General features: G+C 69.9%; 13 protein-coding genes. 10 read left to right on the top strand and 3 right to left on the bottom strand.

The genetic code is table 11. The features are described from left to right. Positions 1-138: 138 nt before the first annotated feature. Positions 139-1,329: a PepSY domain-containing protein gene (locus L6Q67_RS15980; RefSeq protein WP_296571469.1), complete on the bottom strand. Its 1,191-nt coding sequence runs from the start codon at positions 1,327-1,329 to the stop codon at positions 139-141. Between the two features lie 20 nt (positions 1,330-1,349). Further along, complete coding sequence (locus L6Q67_RS15985) at positions 1,350-3,383, bottom strand: TonB-dependent receptor (RefSeq protein ID WP_296571471.1); 2,034 nt, start codon at positions 3,381-3,383, stop codon at positions 1,350-1,352. Between the two features lie 164 nt (positions 3,384-3,547). Between L6Q67_RS15985 and L6Q67_RS15990 the strand changes: the two genes are divergently transcribed. The 3 genes from L6Q67_RS15990 (at position 3,548) to L6Q67_RS16000 (ending at position 5,488) form a co-directional block, all read left to right on the top strand. Beyond that, positions 3,548-4,243: a 2'-5' RNA ligase family protein gene (locus tag L6Q67_RS15990; RefSeq protein WP_296571474.1), complete on the top strand. Its 696-nt coding sequence runs from the start codon at positions 3,548-3,550 to the stop codon at positions 4,241-4,243. Positions 4,244-4,358: 115 nt separating this feature from the next. Then, entirely contained in the window at positions 4,359-4,742 is a 384-nt protein-coding gene (locus tag L6Q67_RS15995) for a thioredoxin family protein (protein ID WP_296571477.1), read from the top strand. Between the two features lie 11 nt (positions 4,743-4,753). Continuing rightward, a complete protein-coding gene (locus tag L6Q67_RS16000) occupies positions 4,754-5,488 on the top strand; it encodes a cytochrome c biogenesis protein CcdA (RefSeq protein ID WP_296571480.1) in 735 nt (244 codons plus the stop codon). Positions 5,489-5,492: 4 nt separating this feature from the next. Here L6Q67_RS16000 and purT read toward each other — a convergent pair whose 3' ends face one another. Then, entirely contained in the window at positions 5,493-6,707 is a 1,215-nt protein-coding gene (gene purT / locus L6Q67_RS16005) for a formate-dependent phosphoribosylglycinamide formyltransferase (RefSeq protein WP_296571484.1), read from the bottom strand. 287 nt (positions 6,708-6,994) lie between these two features. On the opposite strand from purT, the gene mutL reads away from it, so the two are divergent. The 7 genes from mutL (at position 6,995) to L6Q67_RS16040 (ending at position 15,870) form a co-directional block, all read left to right on the top strand. Continuing rightward, positions 6,995-8,845, top strand: a complete 1,851-nt coding sequence (gene mutL / locus L6Q67_RS16010) for a DNA mismatch repair endonuclease MutL (RefSeq protein WP_296571487.1) — start codon at positions 6,995-6,997, stop codon at positions 8,843-8,845. 147 nt (positions 8,846-8,992) lie between these two features. Then, positions 8,993-10,621 (top strand): glycosyltransferase family 39 protein, encoded by a 1,629-nt coding sequence (locus L6Q67_RS16015; protein WP_296571489.1) that lies wholly within the window; start codon positions 8,993-8,995, stop codon positions 10,619-10,621. A 108-nt stretch (positions 10,622-10,729) separates the two neighbouring features. Then, positions 10,730-11,449, top strand: a complete 720-nt coding sequence (locus L6Q67_RS16020) for a pseudouridine synthase (RefSeq protein ID WP_296571492.1) — start codon at positions 10,730-10,732, stop codon at positions 11,447-11,449. Between the two features lie 11 nt (positions 11,450-11,460). After that, a complete protein-coding gene (locus tag L6Q67_RS16025; protein WP_296571494.1) occupies positions 11,461-12,744 on the top strand; it encodes a pseudouridine synthase in 1,284 nt (427 codons plus the stop codon). A 20-nt stretch (positions 12,745-12,764) separates the two neighbouring features. Continuing rightward, a complete protein-coding gene (locus tag L6Q67_RS16030) occupies positions 12,765-13,409 on the top strand; it encodes a hypothetical protein (protein ID WP_296571496.1) in 645 nt (214 codons plus the stop codon). Between the two features lie 88 nt (positions 13,410-13,497). Next, positions 13,498-14,602 (top strand): peptide chain release factor 2 gene (gene prfB, locus L6Q67_RS16035; protein ID WP_296571498.1). Its coding sequence is split into 2 segments (ribosomal slippage): positions 13,498-13,578 and positions 13,580-14,602, totalling 1,104 coding nucleotides; the frame shifts between segments, so codons are not numbered across the junction. Positions 14,603-14,625: 23 nt separating this feature from the next. Continuing rightward, complete coding sequence (locus tag L6Q67_RS16040) at positions 14,626-15,870, top strand: hypothetical protein (RefSeq protein WP_296571501.1); 1,245 nt, start codon at positions 14,626-14,628, stop codon at positions 15,868-15,870. The last annotated feature ends 5 nt before the right edge of the window (positions 15,871-15,875 follow it).

Genomic DNA, 15,875 nt, shown 5'->3' on the forward strand with positions numbered 1-15,875 from the left:
TTTTTGTGCTCTGGCTTCTGGTCGGGATGCTCGGACGGGTGCTCAGTGACGACCGTTCTTGGCCGGTGGGGCGGCGGCTGGAGGCGGCTAGTTGAATATTTCAGGACCGACTACATACCCAGCGCGAACAGCGCCAATTCATTCGACCTCCGCACGCCGCCCCACCGGCATGCCGCCGCCCCCCGTCCGTGATCGCATCAACTCGCCCCCACGGGCCTTGTCACGTGCGGCGCGCTTGTGTTGCCAGCGGAGCCAGCCGGTCACCAGCAGGAGGGTGGGGATCAGGCCGCCGATGCAGGCGAGGATGCGGCCGGTGAGGCCGAAGGCTTCGCCGTTGTGAAGCGGGTGCATCCAGTCCATGAAACTGTCGCCGGCGGTGTTGCGGCGGTAGTCCCGGGTGGCCAGCACGGCACCGGTGCCCGGGTCGATCCACACCTGGCTGTGGGGAAAGCGGTGGCCCGGATCTTCCGGGAGATACATGCGGATGGCGATCGGCCGCCCCGCCTGGCCCGGAGTTTCGATCCAGCGCACCTCACCCTGGGGAAGTTCGCCTCGGGCGATGGCCATGGCAGCGTCCAGTGAGAAGGCGGGTGTGCCCTCCGGCAGCAGGCCACCGGGCCCGCGATAGAGCGGCGTCAGCGGCGACAGGGTGGCGACCACCGGCCTGGCCAGATCCGGCAGGGACAGCACTGCCCCGGTGAAGGCCAGTGCGGCCAGCACCACCAGGCCGTACACGCCCGAGAGCACATGCAGGTCGTACACCCAGCGCACCTTGCCGGGGCGCAGCACCGGCCGCAGCGCAGCCATCAGGCGTGCCCGGCTCGGCCACCACAGCACCATGCCGCTGATGAGGGAGAACAGCATCACGAGGCCGCTGTAGCCAACGATGTCCTTGCCGGTCTGCCCGAGCAGCAGGGTGTAATGGAGGTCGTAGAGCCAGGTAGTGAGGTAGTCGCCCCAGTAACGGTGGCTGGTCTCGGCCAGGGTGTGGGGGTCGAGGCTCAGCATGAGGGGCGCAAAGCCCCGGCCGGCGGTTTCCGGCGGGTTGTAGTAGCGCACCAGCAGGGGCCGGTCGGGAGCCAGGGGCATCTCGATGCGCCACGGGCCGGTGCGCTCGGGGTGCAGGCGCTGCAGCTGGGCGAACACAACGTCGGCCGAAGGCAGCGGCGCCGGCGCCTCGACCCGGATCTGCGGGTTGATGAGCGTGTCCACCTCCAGGTAGAACACCAGCACGCTGCCGGTGAGCCCCAGCAGCGCAAACACGCCGCCCAGGCTCAGGCCCACCCACAGGTGCAGCTTGAGCCAGAGACGGCGGGTCGCGGCGCGCACGGATCAGCCCCGGGCGGCGCTCAGAACTTCACCGCCACCGAGCCATACACGCTGCGCGGGGTGCCCGGCGCATGCAGGCTCTGGGCGCCGTCCCACCACACGTACTCGCTGTAGCGGTCGAAGAGGTTGCGCACCTGCACCTCCAGGTTCACCGCCGGGCTCACACGATAGGCGGCGGACAGGTTGGCGTGGGCGTAGCCGCCAAACTTGCCGGTGGTGTTGCTGCGCTCCAGATAGTAGCTGGTCTGGCCATTGACCCAGGCCGACAGGCGCAGGGCGTCGCTGGCCTGGTAGTCGGCACCGGCGTTGTAGAGCAGGTGCGGCACGTGGTCGATCTCCTTGCCCAGGCTGGCCGGCAGGGACGAATCCGGCTGCAGGATCTTCGAGCGCTGCAGCGCGGTGGACACCCACAGGCCGAGCTGGCGGGTCGGGCGGGCGTTGAGCTGCAGGTCGATACCCTGGCGGCGGGTCTGGCCGATGTTCTCGGCGTCGTTGGCCGGGTCGTTGAGCTTGCGGCGGGCTTCGTTGGAGGCAGTCTGGCGCCAGGCGGCGATGCGGCCGTCGAGCCAGGCCACGGGGCGGAACTTGATGCCGGCCTCCCAACCCTCGTTGATGGACGGTGACAGGTCGGCGTTCTGGTTGACCTTGTAGGACGCGGTGCCCACGCCCACCTGGAAGCTGCGCCCCCAGTTGCCGTACACCGAGGCCGCGTCCGACAGGGCGTACACCGCCGAGAATTTGGGCTGCTTGATGGTGCCGTAGTCGTTCACGTCGTACACCCGGCCGGTGAGCTGGTTGGTGTAGCTGCCGGTGATGCGGTCGGCACGGAAGGCCGGGGTCAGGGTGAGGCCGGCCAGGGGCTTGATGACGGCCTGCACGAAGGCGCCGGTGGTGTCGAAGTCGAACTGCTGGTTGCGGGTCTGAGTCTGGCGCACCTGGGCGAGGGTGTTGTAGCGCTGGCTGCGGTTGTCCTGGTGCTCCACGTCCACGCCGCCCATCACCGATACATCGCCGATCGCCGTCTTGCCGGCCCGCCAGGTCAGGGTGGTGGCGGCGCCGGTGTGGGTCTCGGCCACCAGGCGCTCCTGCTGGGAGGCGCCCGCCGAGAACTTCACGAAGCGCCGGTCGTCCAGGTTGTTGAGGTAGATCTGGCCGGTCCAGAACAGGCGCTCGGCCAGCTCGGATTCGCCCTGCAGGGCAAACTGGCTCACCTGGCGGCGGTCCTCGTCGGTGGCGTTGTGGGCTGGGGACTGGTCGGGGTTGGCGCGGGCCTGGGCGCGGGTCAGGTAGCCGGCCTCGTCGGCGGTGGCAGTGTAGTGGCGGGCGATCAGACCGAAGCGGCTGGTGCCGCCGGAGGGGGTGAAGAACCACTTGCCCGAAAAACTGCCGTTCTCGGCATTGGCGTGGTCCCGGTAGCCGTCGGTGCGCTGCAGGGACACGGCGTAGTTCTGGGCCAGGCCGTCCTTCTCGATGCCGGCGGCGGCCTGCAGTTCGCGGGTGGCAAAGCTGCCCACGGTGGCCCGGCCGAGCAGGTAGTTGCCGCCGCTGCGGGTGAGGATGTTGGCGTTGCCGGCGATGTTGTGCAGGCCGTAGCGCGGGTCGTTGGTGCCTCGCACCACCTCGATGGAGTCGATGTCCAGGCGCGGCGCCAGGTCGATGTAGGGCATGTTGCCGTCGTTGCTGTTGGACGGCACCCCGTCGATCAGCAGCTTGACCGCGTTGATCTCCCCTTCCCCATTGAAGGCGCGCATGGAGAACTTGCCCGAGGTGGTGCCCTGGCCAAACTGGGTGAGCATCACCCCCGGCACCTGGCCGAAGAGCTCCCAGTTGTTATTCACCACCTGGCGCTCGATGCGCTCGGTGGGCAGGATGTCCACCGAACTGAGCACGCGCCGGGCCTCCAGGGGGCCGCCCGCGGTGCCGCTGACGACCACCTGGCCGAGGGTCAGCGCCGTATCACCGGCCGGCGCCACCGGCTGGGCATGGACATGACCGCAGAAGGCCGCAAGCATGGCGGCGCAGAGGGGGCGGGGAACGGAGCGGAGGGGGGACATGGCAATCCTTGCAGGTCGGCGATGGGGCCGGACTGTAGCAAGGGGACTGCCCGGAAAAACTTGATCTGCGCAGGTAAACCGCCTTCTGCGACACTATGTCGCACAGGCCGCCCCGGCCCAAACCGCCTCCACAGAGATCACCCGGAAAACTCCGGCACCATCACATGCATCCTTCCCGTGAAGCCTTCCTCCAGGCCGGCCACACCCTGCCCAACGTCCGTCGCGACTTTCCCGAATGGCACCTCGGGCGGCCCCACTACGCCCTGTGGGCCCTCGACGTGGAGACACCCGCGGTCGCAGCCGCCGTGGCCCGCGCCGCGATGCACCTGGACGGCCTCCTGCTCGACGGCTACAACCGGCAGGCCCACATCACCCTGGCCCTGTGCGGCTTTCCGACCGCCACACCGCGGCACCCCGACGACTACGGCCCGGCCCGCTTCGACGCCCACTGCCAGGCGCTGCAGGCTCTGGCCCTGAAGCCCTTCGAGATCGACATCGGCGCGCTGGCGAGCTTCACCTCCGCCCCCTTCCTGCAGGTTGACGACCCCGACGGGGGCATCGCCCGCCTGCACCAGGCCCTGGGTGGCGACCACCCCGGCGGGCGCTACCTGCCCCACACCACCGTCGGCCTCTATGCCGGCAACTGGCCGACCGACCAGGTGCAGCAGCGCCTCGACGCCCTGCCCGACCTGCCGCCGCAACGCTGCCGCGTCGAGCGGGTGAGCCTGATGCACTACACCGCCACCGAGATCGGCGGCCCCCTGACGATTCTGGCCGACCACGAGCTGGGCAGCGGCAGGCTGCGCTGGCGGGCGCCACCGCCCTTCCCCAGCGCAAGCGGATCGGCCATCGGCGGCTGAACGGGCGGGGTTTTCCCGGCCCGTGTAAGAAAGGGGGCCCCCGGCCCGACTCAGGAGCAGATACACGCTGCCGCCGCTCAGGCAGCAGCCCCTGCCACCCGAACGGGAGCCCCCCATGAAAACCCTGACCCACCTCCTCGCCAGCGCTGCCCTGGCCCTCGCCGCCAGCACAGCCAGCGCCCTCGACATCCAGCCCTACACGCCCCAGGCCCTCTCCGCCGCCCAGCAGGCCGGCAAGCCCGTGGCCCTGCATTTCCATGCCGACTGGTGCCCCACCTGCCGCGCCCAGGAGAAGGTCTTCAAGCGCCTCAAGCCCGATACCAGCCTCGACCTGCGCCTGCTGGTGGTGGATTACGACAAGGAGCGCGCCCTCAAGCAAAGCCTCAAGGTGCGCACCCAGTCCACCCTCATCGTGTACCGGGGCGACAAGGAAACCGCCCGCCTGGCCGGCGAGACCGATGAGGCCAGCCTGCGCGCCGCCCTCAAGAGCGCCCTCTGAGGGCCGCCGCCATGGCCGATCCACTCTCCCTCTCGCACCTGGGCCTCAGCCTGCTGGCCGGTAGCCTCACCACCCTGTCGCCCTGCGTGTTTCCCATCCTGCCCCTGGTGGTGGGAGGTGCGGTGCAGGCCAACCGCCTCGCCCCGGTGGCCATGGGCGTCGGCATGGCCACATCCTTTGCCCTGATCGGCCTGCTGCTGGGGGCCGCCGGCCCGGCCCTGGGCATCGACGGGGACAGCGTGCGCAGCTTCGGTGGCGTCATGCTGCTGGCCTTTGCCGCGGTGATGCTGATCCCGGCCCTGAGCCGGCGCTTCACCGAGCTGATGCTGCCCATCGCCTCCTCGGCCAACGACGCCTCCAGCCGCCTGGACAGCGGCTCCCTGGGCGGCGCCTTGCTGCTCGGTGGCCTGCTCGGCCTGGTGTGGAGCCCCTGTTCCGGCCCCCTGCTGGCCTCGGCCCTGACCCTGGTGGCGAGTGAAGGCGGCGCCAGCCGCGGCGCGCTGATCCTGGGCCTCTTCGGCAGCGGCGCGGCGATCCCGCTGATCGCGGTGGCCTACGCCTCGCGCAGCGGTTTCAACAAGGCCCGCGGCTGGGTGATGACGCGGATCGAAACGGTGAAGAAGGCCTTCGGCATCCTCATCGGCCTCACCGGCATCGCCATCCTCAGCGGCGCCGACAAATGGCTGGAGGCACAGGTGGTGGGCGTGTTGCCGGATGCCTGGGTGAATCTCACCACCCTGTTCTGAGGCCTCAGCCCGCCACCGACCTCACCTTGCCGGCGGCCAGCTTGGCGCGGCTGCGGGCTTCCTCCACGTCGGCCCCGTTGGCCACCGCCACGCCCATGCGGCGTTTGGTGAAGGCCTCCGGCTTGCCGAACAGGCGCAGGTCGGTGTCCGGCACGGCCAGGGCCTCGGCCACGCCCTCGAAGGCGATGCCGCTCGCTTCCATGCCCCCGTAGATCACCGCCGAGGCCCCCGGCGCGCGCAGGCGCACATCCACCGGCAGGCCGAGGATGGCCCGGGCGTGGAGCTCGAATTCGGAGAAGCGCTGGGAGCACAGGGTAACCAGGCCGGTGTCGTGGGGGCGCGGGCTGACCTCGGAGAACCACACCTGGTCGCCCTTCACGAACAGCTCCACGCCGAACAGCCCGCGTCCACCCAGGTTGGCGGTGACGGCGCCGGCGATCTCCCGGGAGCGGGCCAGGGCCGCCGGGCTCATGGCCTGGGGCTGCCACGACTCCACGTAGTCACCCGACACCTGCACATGGCCGATGGGGTCGCAGAAATAGGTCTGCACCGTGCCGCTGGCATCGCAGGCGCGCACGGTGAGCTGGGTGATCTCGTAGTCGAAATCGATGAAGCCCTCGACGATCACCCGCCCCTGATTGACCCGGCCGCCCGCCGCGGCGTAATCCCAGGCCGTCTGCACGTCAGCCGGCCCCTTGAGCAGGGACTGGCCCTTGCCCGACGAAGACATCACCGGCTTGACGATGCACGGGTAGCCGATAGCCGGCTGGCCGTCGCTGCCGTCGATGGCGGCCTGCAGCTGCGCAAGGGAGTCGGCAAAGCGGTAGGGCGAGGTGGGCAGGCCCAGTTCCTCGGCCGCCAGGCGGCGGATACCCTCCCGGTTCATGGTGAGCTGGGCGGCCCGGGCGGTGGGGATCACCTCGGCCAGGCCCTCGGCTTCGATCTGCACCAGCATGTCGGTGGCGATGGCCTCGATCTCGGGCACGATCAGGTGGGGCTTCTCCTGCTCCACCAGGGCGCGCAGGGCGGCGCCGTCGGTCATGGGGATCACATGCGCCCGGTGGGCCACCTGGTGGCCGGGGGCGTTGGGGTAGCGATCCACGGCAATGGTCTCGACGCCCAGGCGCTGCAAGGCGATCAGGACTTCCTTGCCCAGCTCGCCGGAGCCGAGGAGCATCACGCGCAGGGCGCTGGGAGACAGGGGGGTACCGAATTTCATGGGATCGCTCCGGGAGAGGGTGGGAGCGGGATTATACGGACCCTGCAGGGCCCGGTTGTACCTCGCCCACGCGGGGTCGAATTCAACCTGATTTCCTCCGTTTGACGCGTCGTCTGACCGTCGATACGGTCTCTCCTGTGGGGGCGACTTCAATCGCCCACCCACAGCACGCCACGCAGTCTTGCCCCCCCTCAAGTCGCGACATCAACGTTCAGGGATTCGCCAGATACACTGCCCGGCGCCCCTCCCGCATTACAATGCGCCCCCTGCCGACCGGGAAGCCCGCCATGCCCATCCACCTCCTCCCCGACCACCTGATCAACCAGATCGCCGCCGGCGAGGTGGTGGAGCGCCCCGCCTCGGTGCTCAAGGAAGTGCTGGAGAACGCCATGGACGCCGGCTCCACGGCCGTCGAGGTGCAGCTGGAGCAAGGCGGCGTGAGGCGCATCCGGGTGGCCGACGACGGCTGCGGCATCCCCAAGGACGAGCTGCCCCTGGCGCTGGAGCGCCACGCCACCAGCAAGATCACCAGCCTCGACGACCTGGAGCGGGTGGGCACCATGGGCTTCCGTGGCGAGGCCCTCGCCGCCATCGCCGCCGTGTCGCGCATGAGCATCACCAGCCGCGCCGACGGCGCCCCCCACGCCTGGCGCATCGATGCCGACCCACGGGAGCTGGCCCCCGCCGCCCTCAACCACGGCAGCGTGGTGGACGTGGCCGACCTGTATTTCAACACCCCGGCCCGGCGCAAGTTCCTGAAGAGCGAGGGCACCGAGTTTGCCCACTGCGACGACGTCTTCCGGCGCATCGCCCTGGCCCGCCCCGACGTGGGCCTGCAGCTCAGTCACAACGGCCGGGTCAGCCAGCGCCTGCCCTCGGGCACCCGCGAGGCCCGGGTCCGCGCCCTGCTCGGTGACGATTTTCTGGCCGCCGCCCGGTCGGTGGAGGCCGAATCCGGCCTGCTCCGCCTGCACGGCTTTGCCTCCCTGCCGGCCTACTCGCGCAGCAACCGGGACGCCCAGTTCTTCTATGTGAACGGCCGCTTCGTGCGTGACAAGCTGGTCACCCACGCCATCCGCGAGGCCTACGCCGACATCCTCCACGGCAGCCGCCACCCGGCCTACGTGCTGTTCCTGGAGCTCGACCCCTTCGGCGTGGATGTGAACGTGCACCCGGCCAAGATCGAGGTGCGCTTCCGCGACTCCCGCGCGGTGCACCAGTTCGTCTATCACGCCCTGCAGCGCACCCTGGCGGCCTCCGGCGCCGGGGCCGGCCTCGCCGCGGGCAGCGGCGAGAGCACCGAAAGCCCCGCCCCGGCGCCCGCCCCCCAAGCCTCGCCCTACCCCCACACCCCCCAGCCCTACCAGTCCCGGCTGGCCATGGAGCCCGCCTCCCGGGCCTACTACGACTTCGCCGCCGCGGCCCGCCCCGAGCCCATCGCAGGGGGCCCTGCGCCGGCCCGCGAAGACGGCTTTGTGGCGACCGCCTTCGCCCCCCGTGCCGCGTCGCCCCTCACGCCGCCCGTTGCCGCCCCCGCCCTGCCTGCCAGCGATCTGGCGCCGCCCCTGGGCTACGCCCTGGCCCAGCTCCACGGCGTGTACATCCTGGCCCAGAACGAAGGCGGGCTGATCCTGGTGGACATGCACGCCGCCCACGAGCGCATCCTCTACGAACGCCTCAAGACCCTGCTCGACGGCACGCCCGGCGTGCAGCGCCTGCTCATTCCGGCCGTTTTCGGCGTGGGCCAGAAGGACATGCTCACCGCGGAAGAACACAGCGAACTGCTCGAACGCATGGGCTTCGAGGTTGGCCCCGCCGGCCCCCAGGAGCTGGCCGTGCGCAGCGTGCCGGCCCTCCTCGCCAGCGCCCCGGTGAGCGAGCTGGTGCGTGCCCTGCTGGCCGAACTGCGCGACTTCCCCAGCACCGAGGTCATCACCGCCCGGCGCAACGAGCTCCTCGCCACCATGGCCTGCCACGGCGCGGTGCGCGCCAACCGCAGCCTGACCCTGCCCGAAATGAACGCCCTGCTGCGCGAAATGGAAGCCACCGAGCGGGCCGACCAGTGCAACCACGGCCGCCCCACCTGGACCGCCCTGAGCATGGCCGATCTGGATCGCCTGTTTTTGCGAGGACGCTGAGTTTTACCAATCGGACGGCACACGTCACGGAGGAATGTCATTCCGTCCGTATAAACTGCCGGCTTTTGCTGCCCGCTCGACCCGGATCGCGCAAGCCACGACCGCAGGCGCTCGCCTGCCCGGCGGTCACGATTGGAGTCCTGTCTGATGTCCCGGAACTACACCTACACCTCCCCGCCCGCTTCGGCCCGGCCGGGCTGGGGAACCCTGCTCATCCTCCTGTGCCTGGCCCTGGCGGTCCGTCTGTGGCTTTTCGTCGGCCTGTCCGGCTCGGACGACGCCGTCTATTCCCAGCGCGGCCTGGAAGTCGCCCTCGGCCAATGGCTGCCGTCCGACTACATCGGCGACCTGCGCTACGGCATGAATCTGCCCATCGCCGCATCGGTCAAGCTGCTGGGCATGAACAACGCCGGCCTGGTCGGCTGGGGCCTGCTGTGCTCGCTGGCCGAGATCGCCCTCATCTACCTGTTTGCCGAGCGCACCTGGGGCAGGCGCGTGGCGGTGTTCGCCAGCGCGATCCTGATCGTCACCCCCCTCCATCTCACCTCGGCCACCAATATGTGGGCCGACGCGCCGTTCTCGCTCTTCCTCAGCACCTCCGCGATCCTGCTGTGGCTCGGCGCACGCTCCGGCCGGGCGGCGCTGATCTTCGCCTCCGGCCTGGCCTGCGGGCTCGCCGGCTGGGTCAAGCCCGAACCCGCGGTGGTCTTTGGCCTCACCCTGACCATCCTGGCCCTCATCCACCTCGAGGCACGGCGCCAGGTTGGCTGGATTTTCGCCGGCGCCATCGTGGCCGCCATTCCCAACCTGATCCTGTTCACCTGGGCGTTTGGCGATCCGCTTTACTACCTGCATGCGGGCGCCCGCAACCTGCAGTCGAATTTCATCGAAAACGCCGCCCCCTGGGGTGATCATTCGGGCAGCTACTATTTCCGCCAGCTCTTCGTCGACGGCCGGGCCTTCTGGCTCGCGCCGCTGCTGGCCATCCCGGGCATGGCCCTGGCCGTGCTCAAGGGCAGCGACGAAGAACGTCGGGCCGGGCGCTTCGCCACCCTGTGGGCGGTGCTGCTGGTGCTGAGCTTCTCCTTCTTTGTGTACTCCCTGTCGCCCCTGCGCCTGATTCCGAAGCAATACAACTACGCCCTGATCTTCGCCGCACCCCTGGCCCTACTGGCCGGCCTTGCCCTGGCCCGGGTCCGCCCCGTGCTCGCGGTGCCGGCTCTCGTGACGGCCGTGATCGGTGGCCTGCTGCTGGGCAGCCTGGACGGATTCTCCCGCCACCTCCACGGAGAAACCCACTTTGCCTCGCTGCGCTTCGCCCGCCAGCACCCTGAGGCCCTGGTTTTCATCAGTACCCAGGGCTACAACCTCAACAAGGTGCAACGCCTGATGGGCCGCGACCACGCCCCCAACGTGCGCCGCCTCGCCGAGCTGGCGCCGGCCCGGGGCGAAGCCGCGCCGCTCCCCCCCGACCGCCCGTACTTTGTGGCCTTCCACGCCAACTGGCCGGAGACCCGCGGCAAGGCGGGGCAGCTGCTGCAAGGAGACCGCGCCCACTGCCTGCGTCCGGTCGCCGAGAGCGTCGGCACGCCCAATGCCACCGAACAGGCGGTCAGCGCACTGCTGGTGGCAGTGCGGTCAGTGCTGCCGCCCGCCATCGACCATAGCATCAGCTTCACCGACGACGTGCTCCACCCCCAGCCGGTACGCTTCCATGCCCTCGACAGCGCCTGCCTCAGCCAGGGTGGCACGCAGCTCGCAGGGGTTCGCCCATGATTCACCGGGCTCGGCAGGGTCGCCCGGCCCCGCCGCCGGTCGGGGGCAGTTGCCGCCAACCGGCTTCCGCGGAGACAATAACGGGTTGATCCGCGCAATCCCTCATCCGTGAAACTCGAACGCATCCTCCAGAACCAGGGCTTCGGCAGCCGTCGCCAGTGCCGGCAGCTTGTCGAACTCGGCGAAGTCCGCATCGGCGGCGAAATCGTCGACAATCCGGGCGCCGAAATCGCCACCGCCGGCCTCGTCTTCGAGGTCGAGGGCGAAGCCTGGACCTACCGCGAGAAGACCTACCTCGCCCTCTACAAACCGTCCGGCTACGAGTGCTCCCACGAGCCCAAGCACCACCGCGGCGTTTACAGCCTGCTGCCCCACCAGCTGGTTGCCCGCAACGTGCAGAGCGTCGGGCGGCTCGACGTGGATACCACCGGCCTGCTGCTGTTTTCCGACGACGGGGCCTTCATCCACAACCTGTCCTCCCCCAAGAAGCACGTCCCCAAGATCTACCGCGCCGAGTTGGCCGAGGACGGCAGCGAGACCCTCATCCAGCGCCTGCTGGCCGGCGTCGACCTGATCGACGAGCCCCTGCCGGTACCGGCGCTCACGGCCCGCCTGCTGGCCCCGCGCACCCTGGAGATGAGCGTCGACCTGGGCAAGTACCACGTGGTCAAACGCATGATCGCCGCCGCCGGCAACCATGTTGAGCAGCTGCACCGCAGCGGCTTTGGCGGCCTCAGCCTGGGCGAAGGCTGCCTTGCCGGGCTGGCCGAAGGCGAATGGGTCTACCTCGAAGCGGCCGACCTCCAACAACTGCACCCCGCCGCCTGAAAGGGCCGACCATGACCGATACGCCCCGCCGCCGCCCGCCCGCCCCCACCCGGGCCGGCACCCTGAGCCTCAAGCCCCGCGCCGCCGCGCCGGCCAACGTGGCCCCGGCCGACGCCGCCCCGCCCGCAAAACCCGAGACCCGCGACTGGCGCAAGCCCGCCACCGGCGCCGGCCGCAACCGGGGCAAGGCCTCCTTCCCCGAACAGGCCAACACCGAACCCGTGCGCCGCAACGCCGACGCCGGTGACGAGCGTCCCCGCGGCGACCGCCCGCCGCGCCAGGACGGCGACCGTCCCGCCCGCCCGTACGGGGATCGCCCACCCCGCCAGGATGGCGAGCGCCCGGCACGCCCTTACGGAGACCGTCCGCCCCGCGCCGCCGGTGATCGCCCCCGCGATGACCGCCCCCGTGGCGACCGGCCCCCGCGCCAGGACGGCGACCGCCCCGCCCGACCCTACGGTGATCGGCCCGCCCGCCCGGAAGGCGAGCGCCCGCCCCGCCACGAACGCAAGGCCTGGAGCGGTGAGCCGCGCCCGGCTCCAACCCCGTCGCCCCTGCGGGATGACGGCTCCATCCGCCTCTCCAAGCGCATGACCGAGCTGGGCCTGTGTTCCCGCCGTGAGGCCGACGAGTACATCGAGAAGGGCTGGGTCCGCGTCGATGGCCGGGTGGTCAGCGAGCTCGGCTCCCGGGTCAAGCCGGGCCAGCAGGTCGAACTCGACCGGCGTGGCCAGACCTTCCAGGACCGCCGCGTCACCATCCTGCTCAACAAACCGGTGGGCTATGTCTCGGGCCAGGCCGAAGACGGCTACGAGCCCGCCAGCGTGCTCATCACCGCCGACAACCGCTGGGCCGAAGACCCGTCCGAGACCCGCTACCTGCGCAGCCACCAGAACGGCCTGGCGCCCGCCGGGCGGCTCGACATCGACTCCATCGGCCTCCTGGTGTTCACCCAGGACGGGCGCATCGCCCGGGCCCTGATCGGTGACGACTCCAGCATCGAGAAGGAGTACCACGTGCGCGTCGAAGGCAGCCTCGACGCCGCCGGGCTGAAGCTGCTCAACCACGGCCTGTCCCTCGACGGCGTGGCCCTGCGCCCGGCCAAGGTCAGCTGGCTCAACGAAGACCAGCTGCGCTTCGTCCTGCGCGAAGGCAAGAAGCGCCAGATCCGGCGCATGTGCGAACTGGTCGGGCTGAAGGTGGTGGGCCTCAAGCGGGTACGCATCGGCCGCGTCATGCTCGGCCACCTGCCGCCGGGCCAGTGGCGCTACCTGGGGCCTGACGAGGTCTTCTGAGCATCCATCCACGCTTCGCCATGCCCATGACCGCCCTGTCCACCTTGCGCCGCCTTGTCGTCACCGGCCTCGCCGGCCTGCTCCTCGGGCCGGTGGCTGGTGCCGCCACCCTCGACGCGATCTACGAAGGCAGCCTGGTGCCGGAATCCTTCGATGCGCCGTTTCCGATCACCGTCGAGGTACGCGACGTGCAGGGGGTCATCGTCGGCCAGATCAAGACCGGCTCGCCCTACTCCGGGTCTGCACCGATCACCTCGGGGGAGTTCGACAGCGGCCGCTGCACACTGCGGGCGCCGATCAACGTCGGCACCGTGCTGCGCCTCTCCGGCACCTGTCACCCGCGGCTCTTCGAGGGCCGCTACACCCTCAGCTCGAACCGCAAGGAAGGCAGCTCCACCGGCACCTTCCGGCTGATGCGCAAGGCCGACCCAGGCAAGCCCGGGGACGAGGCCGCACGCCGCCGCGCCGTACTGCCCACCACCACCCTGACCGAGTGCATCAACGCCAACACCCGCTGCCTGGTGGGCTGCCCCAAGGGCGACTACAACACCGAGTTCCTGTGCGTGAACCGCTGCCGCCAGCGCCACCTGGCCTGCAAGGGCAAGGCGACGGCCCCACCTCCGGCGCCAGTCCGCAGCGACCAGCCAGAAGCCGAAGAACGCTAGACATCACCCCCGACGCATCGTCAGGGGGCCCTGCGCCCGGGCTGAAGGTATAATGCCCGGTTTTCCCGCACCAGCCAGGGCCCCGATCATGGAAGCAGAACGCCTCAACGCCATCTCCAACAAGCTCGCCGACCTGAAGGCCCGGGAGCTCGAACTTCGGAGGTATCTTTGACTACGATACCAAGGCAGAAAAGCTGATCGAAGTCAGCAAGCAGCTCGAAGACCCGAACATCTGGAACGACGCCGCCCAGGCCCAGGAGCTGGGCAAGGAAAAGAAGACCCTTGAAGGCGTGGTCGTGAATCTGCAGGAGATCGAACAGGGCCTCGCCGACGGCAAGGACCTCTTCGAACTCGCCTCCATGGAAGAGGACGAGGACACCATGCAGGCTGTCGAGGCCGACGTTGCCAACCTCGAAGCCCGGGTCGGCGAACTCGAATTCCGTCGCATGTTCAACAACCCGATGGACGGCAACGCCTGCTTCATCGAAATCCAGTCCGGCGCCGGCGGCACCGAGGCCCAGGACTGGGCCGGCATGCTCGAGCGCATGTACCTTCGCTACTGCGAGCGCAAGGGTTTCAACGTCGAACTGCTGGAAGAATCCGAAGGTGAAGTGGCCGGCATCAAGAGCGCCACCATCAAGGTCGGCGGCGAATACGCCTACGGCTTCCTGCGCACCGAGACCGGCATCCACCGCCTCGTCCGCAAGAGCCCCTTCGACTCCAACGCCCGCCGCCACACCAGCTTCTGCTCGGTGTTCGTGTTTCCCGAGGTGGATGACTCCATCGAGATCGACATCAACCCGGCCGACGTGCGCACCGACACCTACCGGGCCTCCGGCGCGGGCGGTCAGCACATCAACAAGACCGACTCCGCGGTGCGCCTGACCCACATCCCCACCGGCATCGTCGTGCAGTGCCAGAACGACCGTTCCCAGCACCGCAACAAGGACGAAGCCTGGTCGATGCTGCGCGCTCGCCTGTATGAAGCCGAGCTGCGCAAGCGCCAGTCCGAGCAGCAGAAGCTCGAAGACGCCAAGAGCGACATCGGCTGGGGCCACCAGATCCGCTCCTACGTGCTCGACCAGAGCCGCATCAAGGATCTGCGCACCAGCTACGAAGTCGGCAACACCCAGGCCGTGCTCGACGGCGACCTGGACGGCTTCATCCAGGCCAGCCTGAAGCAGGGCGTCTGAGCCCGTCTGCCGCAGGAGTTGCGATGAAGCGTCTGCTCGCCGGCCTGCTGGCCGTCATCCTGCTCCTGCTGGCGGGTGTCACCGTACTGGCCTTCCGGGCCATCCAGGACACCCCGCTGGTCACCGGGGACAGCGTGCTGTCCCCGTCAGCCATCGGCCGCGCCAAAACTGTCATCCGCCTCAACGACCCGCGCCGCCTGCGCCCGGGCACCCACCGGGAGAGCCGCATCCTGGCCGGTGATCTGGAAACGCTGGTCAATCTGGCCCTGCGGCGCGGCCACGCCACGGTGGTCCTCGAAGACGGCCTGGCCGACCTGCGCTACACCCTGGCCGTGCCGCCCACGCCCCTGGGCCGCTACCTCAACCTGTGGGCCCGGGTGGCGGTGGGGCCCGACGGCCTCGAGTTCCACAAGGTCCGGGTAGGCAGCGTGCCCATCCCCGGCCCTCTGTTCCGCATGGGGCTCGATTACGCCATCGGCAAGTCCGAGCTCGCCCCCGAGCTGGCCCTGCTGCGCCAGACCATCCATCACGTCGCCTTCGTGCCCGGCGAACTGCGCATCCGCTACACCTGGAAGCCCGAGATCCTCGACAGCGCCCGGGCCCGGGTGCTGCCCCCGGAAGATCGTGAGCGCCTCGCCGCCGCCCACCTCCGCCTCGTCGCCCACATGGACCGTGCCGGAGACGGCCGGCGCCAGGCGCCCCTGGCCGAGGTGCTCGGGCCGCTGCTCCAGGAGGCCGCCAATGGCAAGGCCGGCACCGAGCTGGGGCAGGCCTACCGCAACCTGCTGCTGGTCACCGCTTTCCAGCTGTCGGGGCGCAACATCGCCCAGTTGGTGCCCGAGGCCGCCCAGTGGCCACGTCCCCGCCCCCTCACCCTCACCCTGCGCGGCCGTGAAGACCTGGCCCAGCACTTCATGGTCTCCGCCGCCCTGGCCGCCTGGGCCGGCGAACCCCTGGCCAGTGCCGTCGGGGTCGGCAAGGAGGTCGATGACGCCCGCAGCGGCAGCGGCTTCTCGTTTGCCGATCTGGCCGCCGACCGGGCCGGCACCCGCCTGGGCGAGCTGGTGGCCGGCAATCCCCAGCGCCTGGCCGCTGCAGTGGGCGCCGGCCTCAGCGACACGGCCCTGCTGCCGCCCGTCACCGACCTGCCCGAATCCATGATGGCCGCCGAGTTCCAGCGCCGCTTCGGCGGCGTCGGCGCCCCGGCCTACCAGCGCATGAGCGACGAAATCGACCGGCGCATCGACGCCCTGTCCCTCTTCCGCTGACCCTG

The sequence above is a fragment of the Zoogloea sp. genome, assembly GCF_023150065.1.
Classification (GTDB): Bacteria; Pseudomonadota; Gammaproteobacteria; order Burkholderiales; family Rhodocyclaceae; genus Zoogloea.

Bases quoted from the DNA above. Each gene is read 5' to 3' on its own strand.
- L6Q67_RS15985 (WP_296571471.1), bottom strand. From the start codon at position 3,383: ATGTCCCCCCTCCGCTCCGTTCCCCGCCCCCTCTGCGCCGCCATGCTT.
- L6Q67_RS15990 (WP_296571474.1), top strand. From the start codon at position 3,548: ATGCATCCTTCCCGTGAAGCCTTCCTCCAGGCCGGCCACACCCTGCCC.
- L6Q67_RS15995 (WP_296571477.1), top strand. From the start codon at position 4,359: ATGAAAACCCTGACCCACCTCCTCGCCAGCGCTGCCCTGGCCCTCGCC.
- L6Q67_RS16000 (WP_296571480.1), top strand. From the start codon at position 4,754: ATGGCCGATCCACTCTCCCTCTCGCACCTGGGCCTCAGCCTGCTGGCC.
- purT (WP_296571484.1), bottom strand. From the start codon at position 6,707: ATGAAATTCGGTACCCCCCTGTCTCCCAGCGCCCTGCGCGTGATGCTC.
- mutL (WP_296571487.1), top strand. From the start codon at position 6,995: ATGCCCATCCACCTCCTCCCCGACCACCTGATCAACCAGATCGCCGCC.
- L6Q67_RS16015 (WP_296571489.1), top strand. From the start codon at position 8,993: ATGTCCCGGAACTACACCTACACCTCCCCGCCCGCTTCGGCCCGGCCG.
- L6Q67_RS16025 (WP_296571494.1), top strand. From the start codon at position 11,461: ATGACCGATACGCCCCGCCGCCGCCCGCCCGCCCCCACCCGGGCCGGC.
- L6Q67_RS16030 (WP_296571496.1), top strand. From the start codon at position 12,765: ATGCCCATGACCGCCCTGTCCACCTTGCGCCGCCTTGTCGTCACCGGC.
- L6Q67_RS16040 (WP_296571501.1), top strand. From the start codon at position 14,626: ATGAAGCGTCTGCTCGCCGGCCTGCTGGCCGTCATCCTGCTCCTGCTG.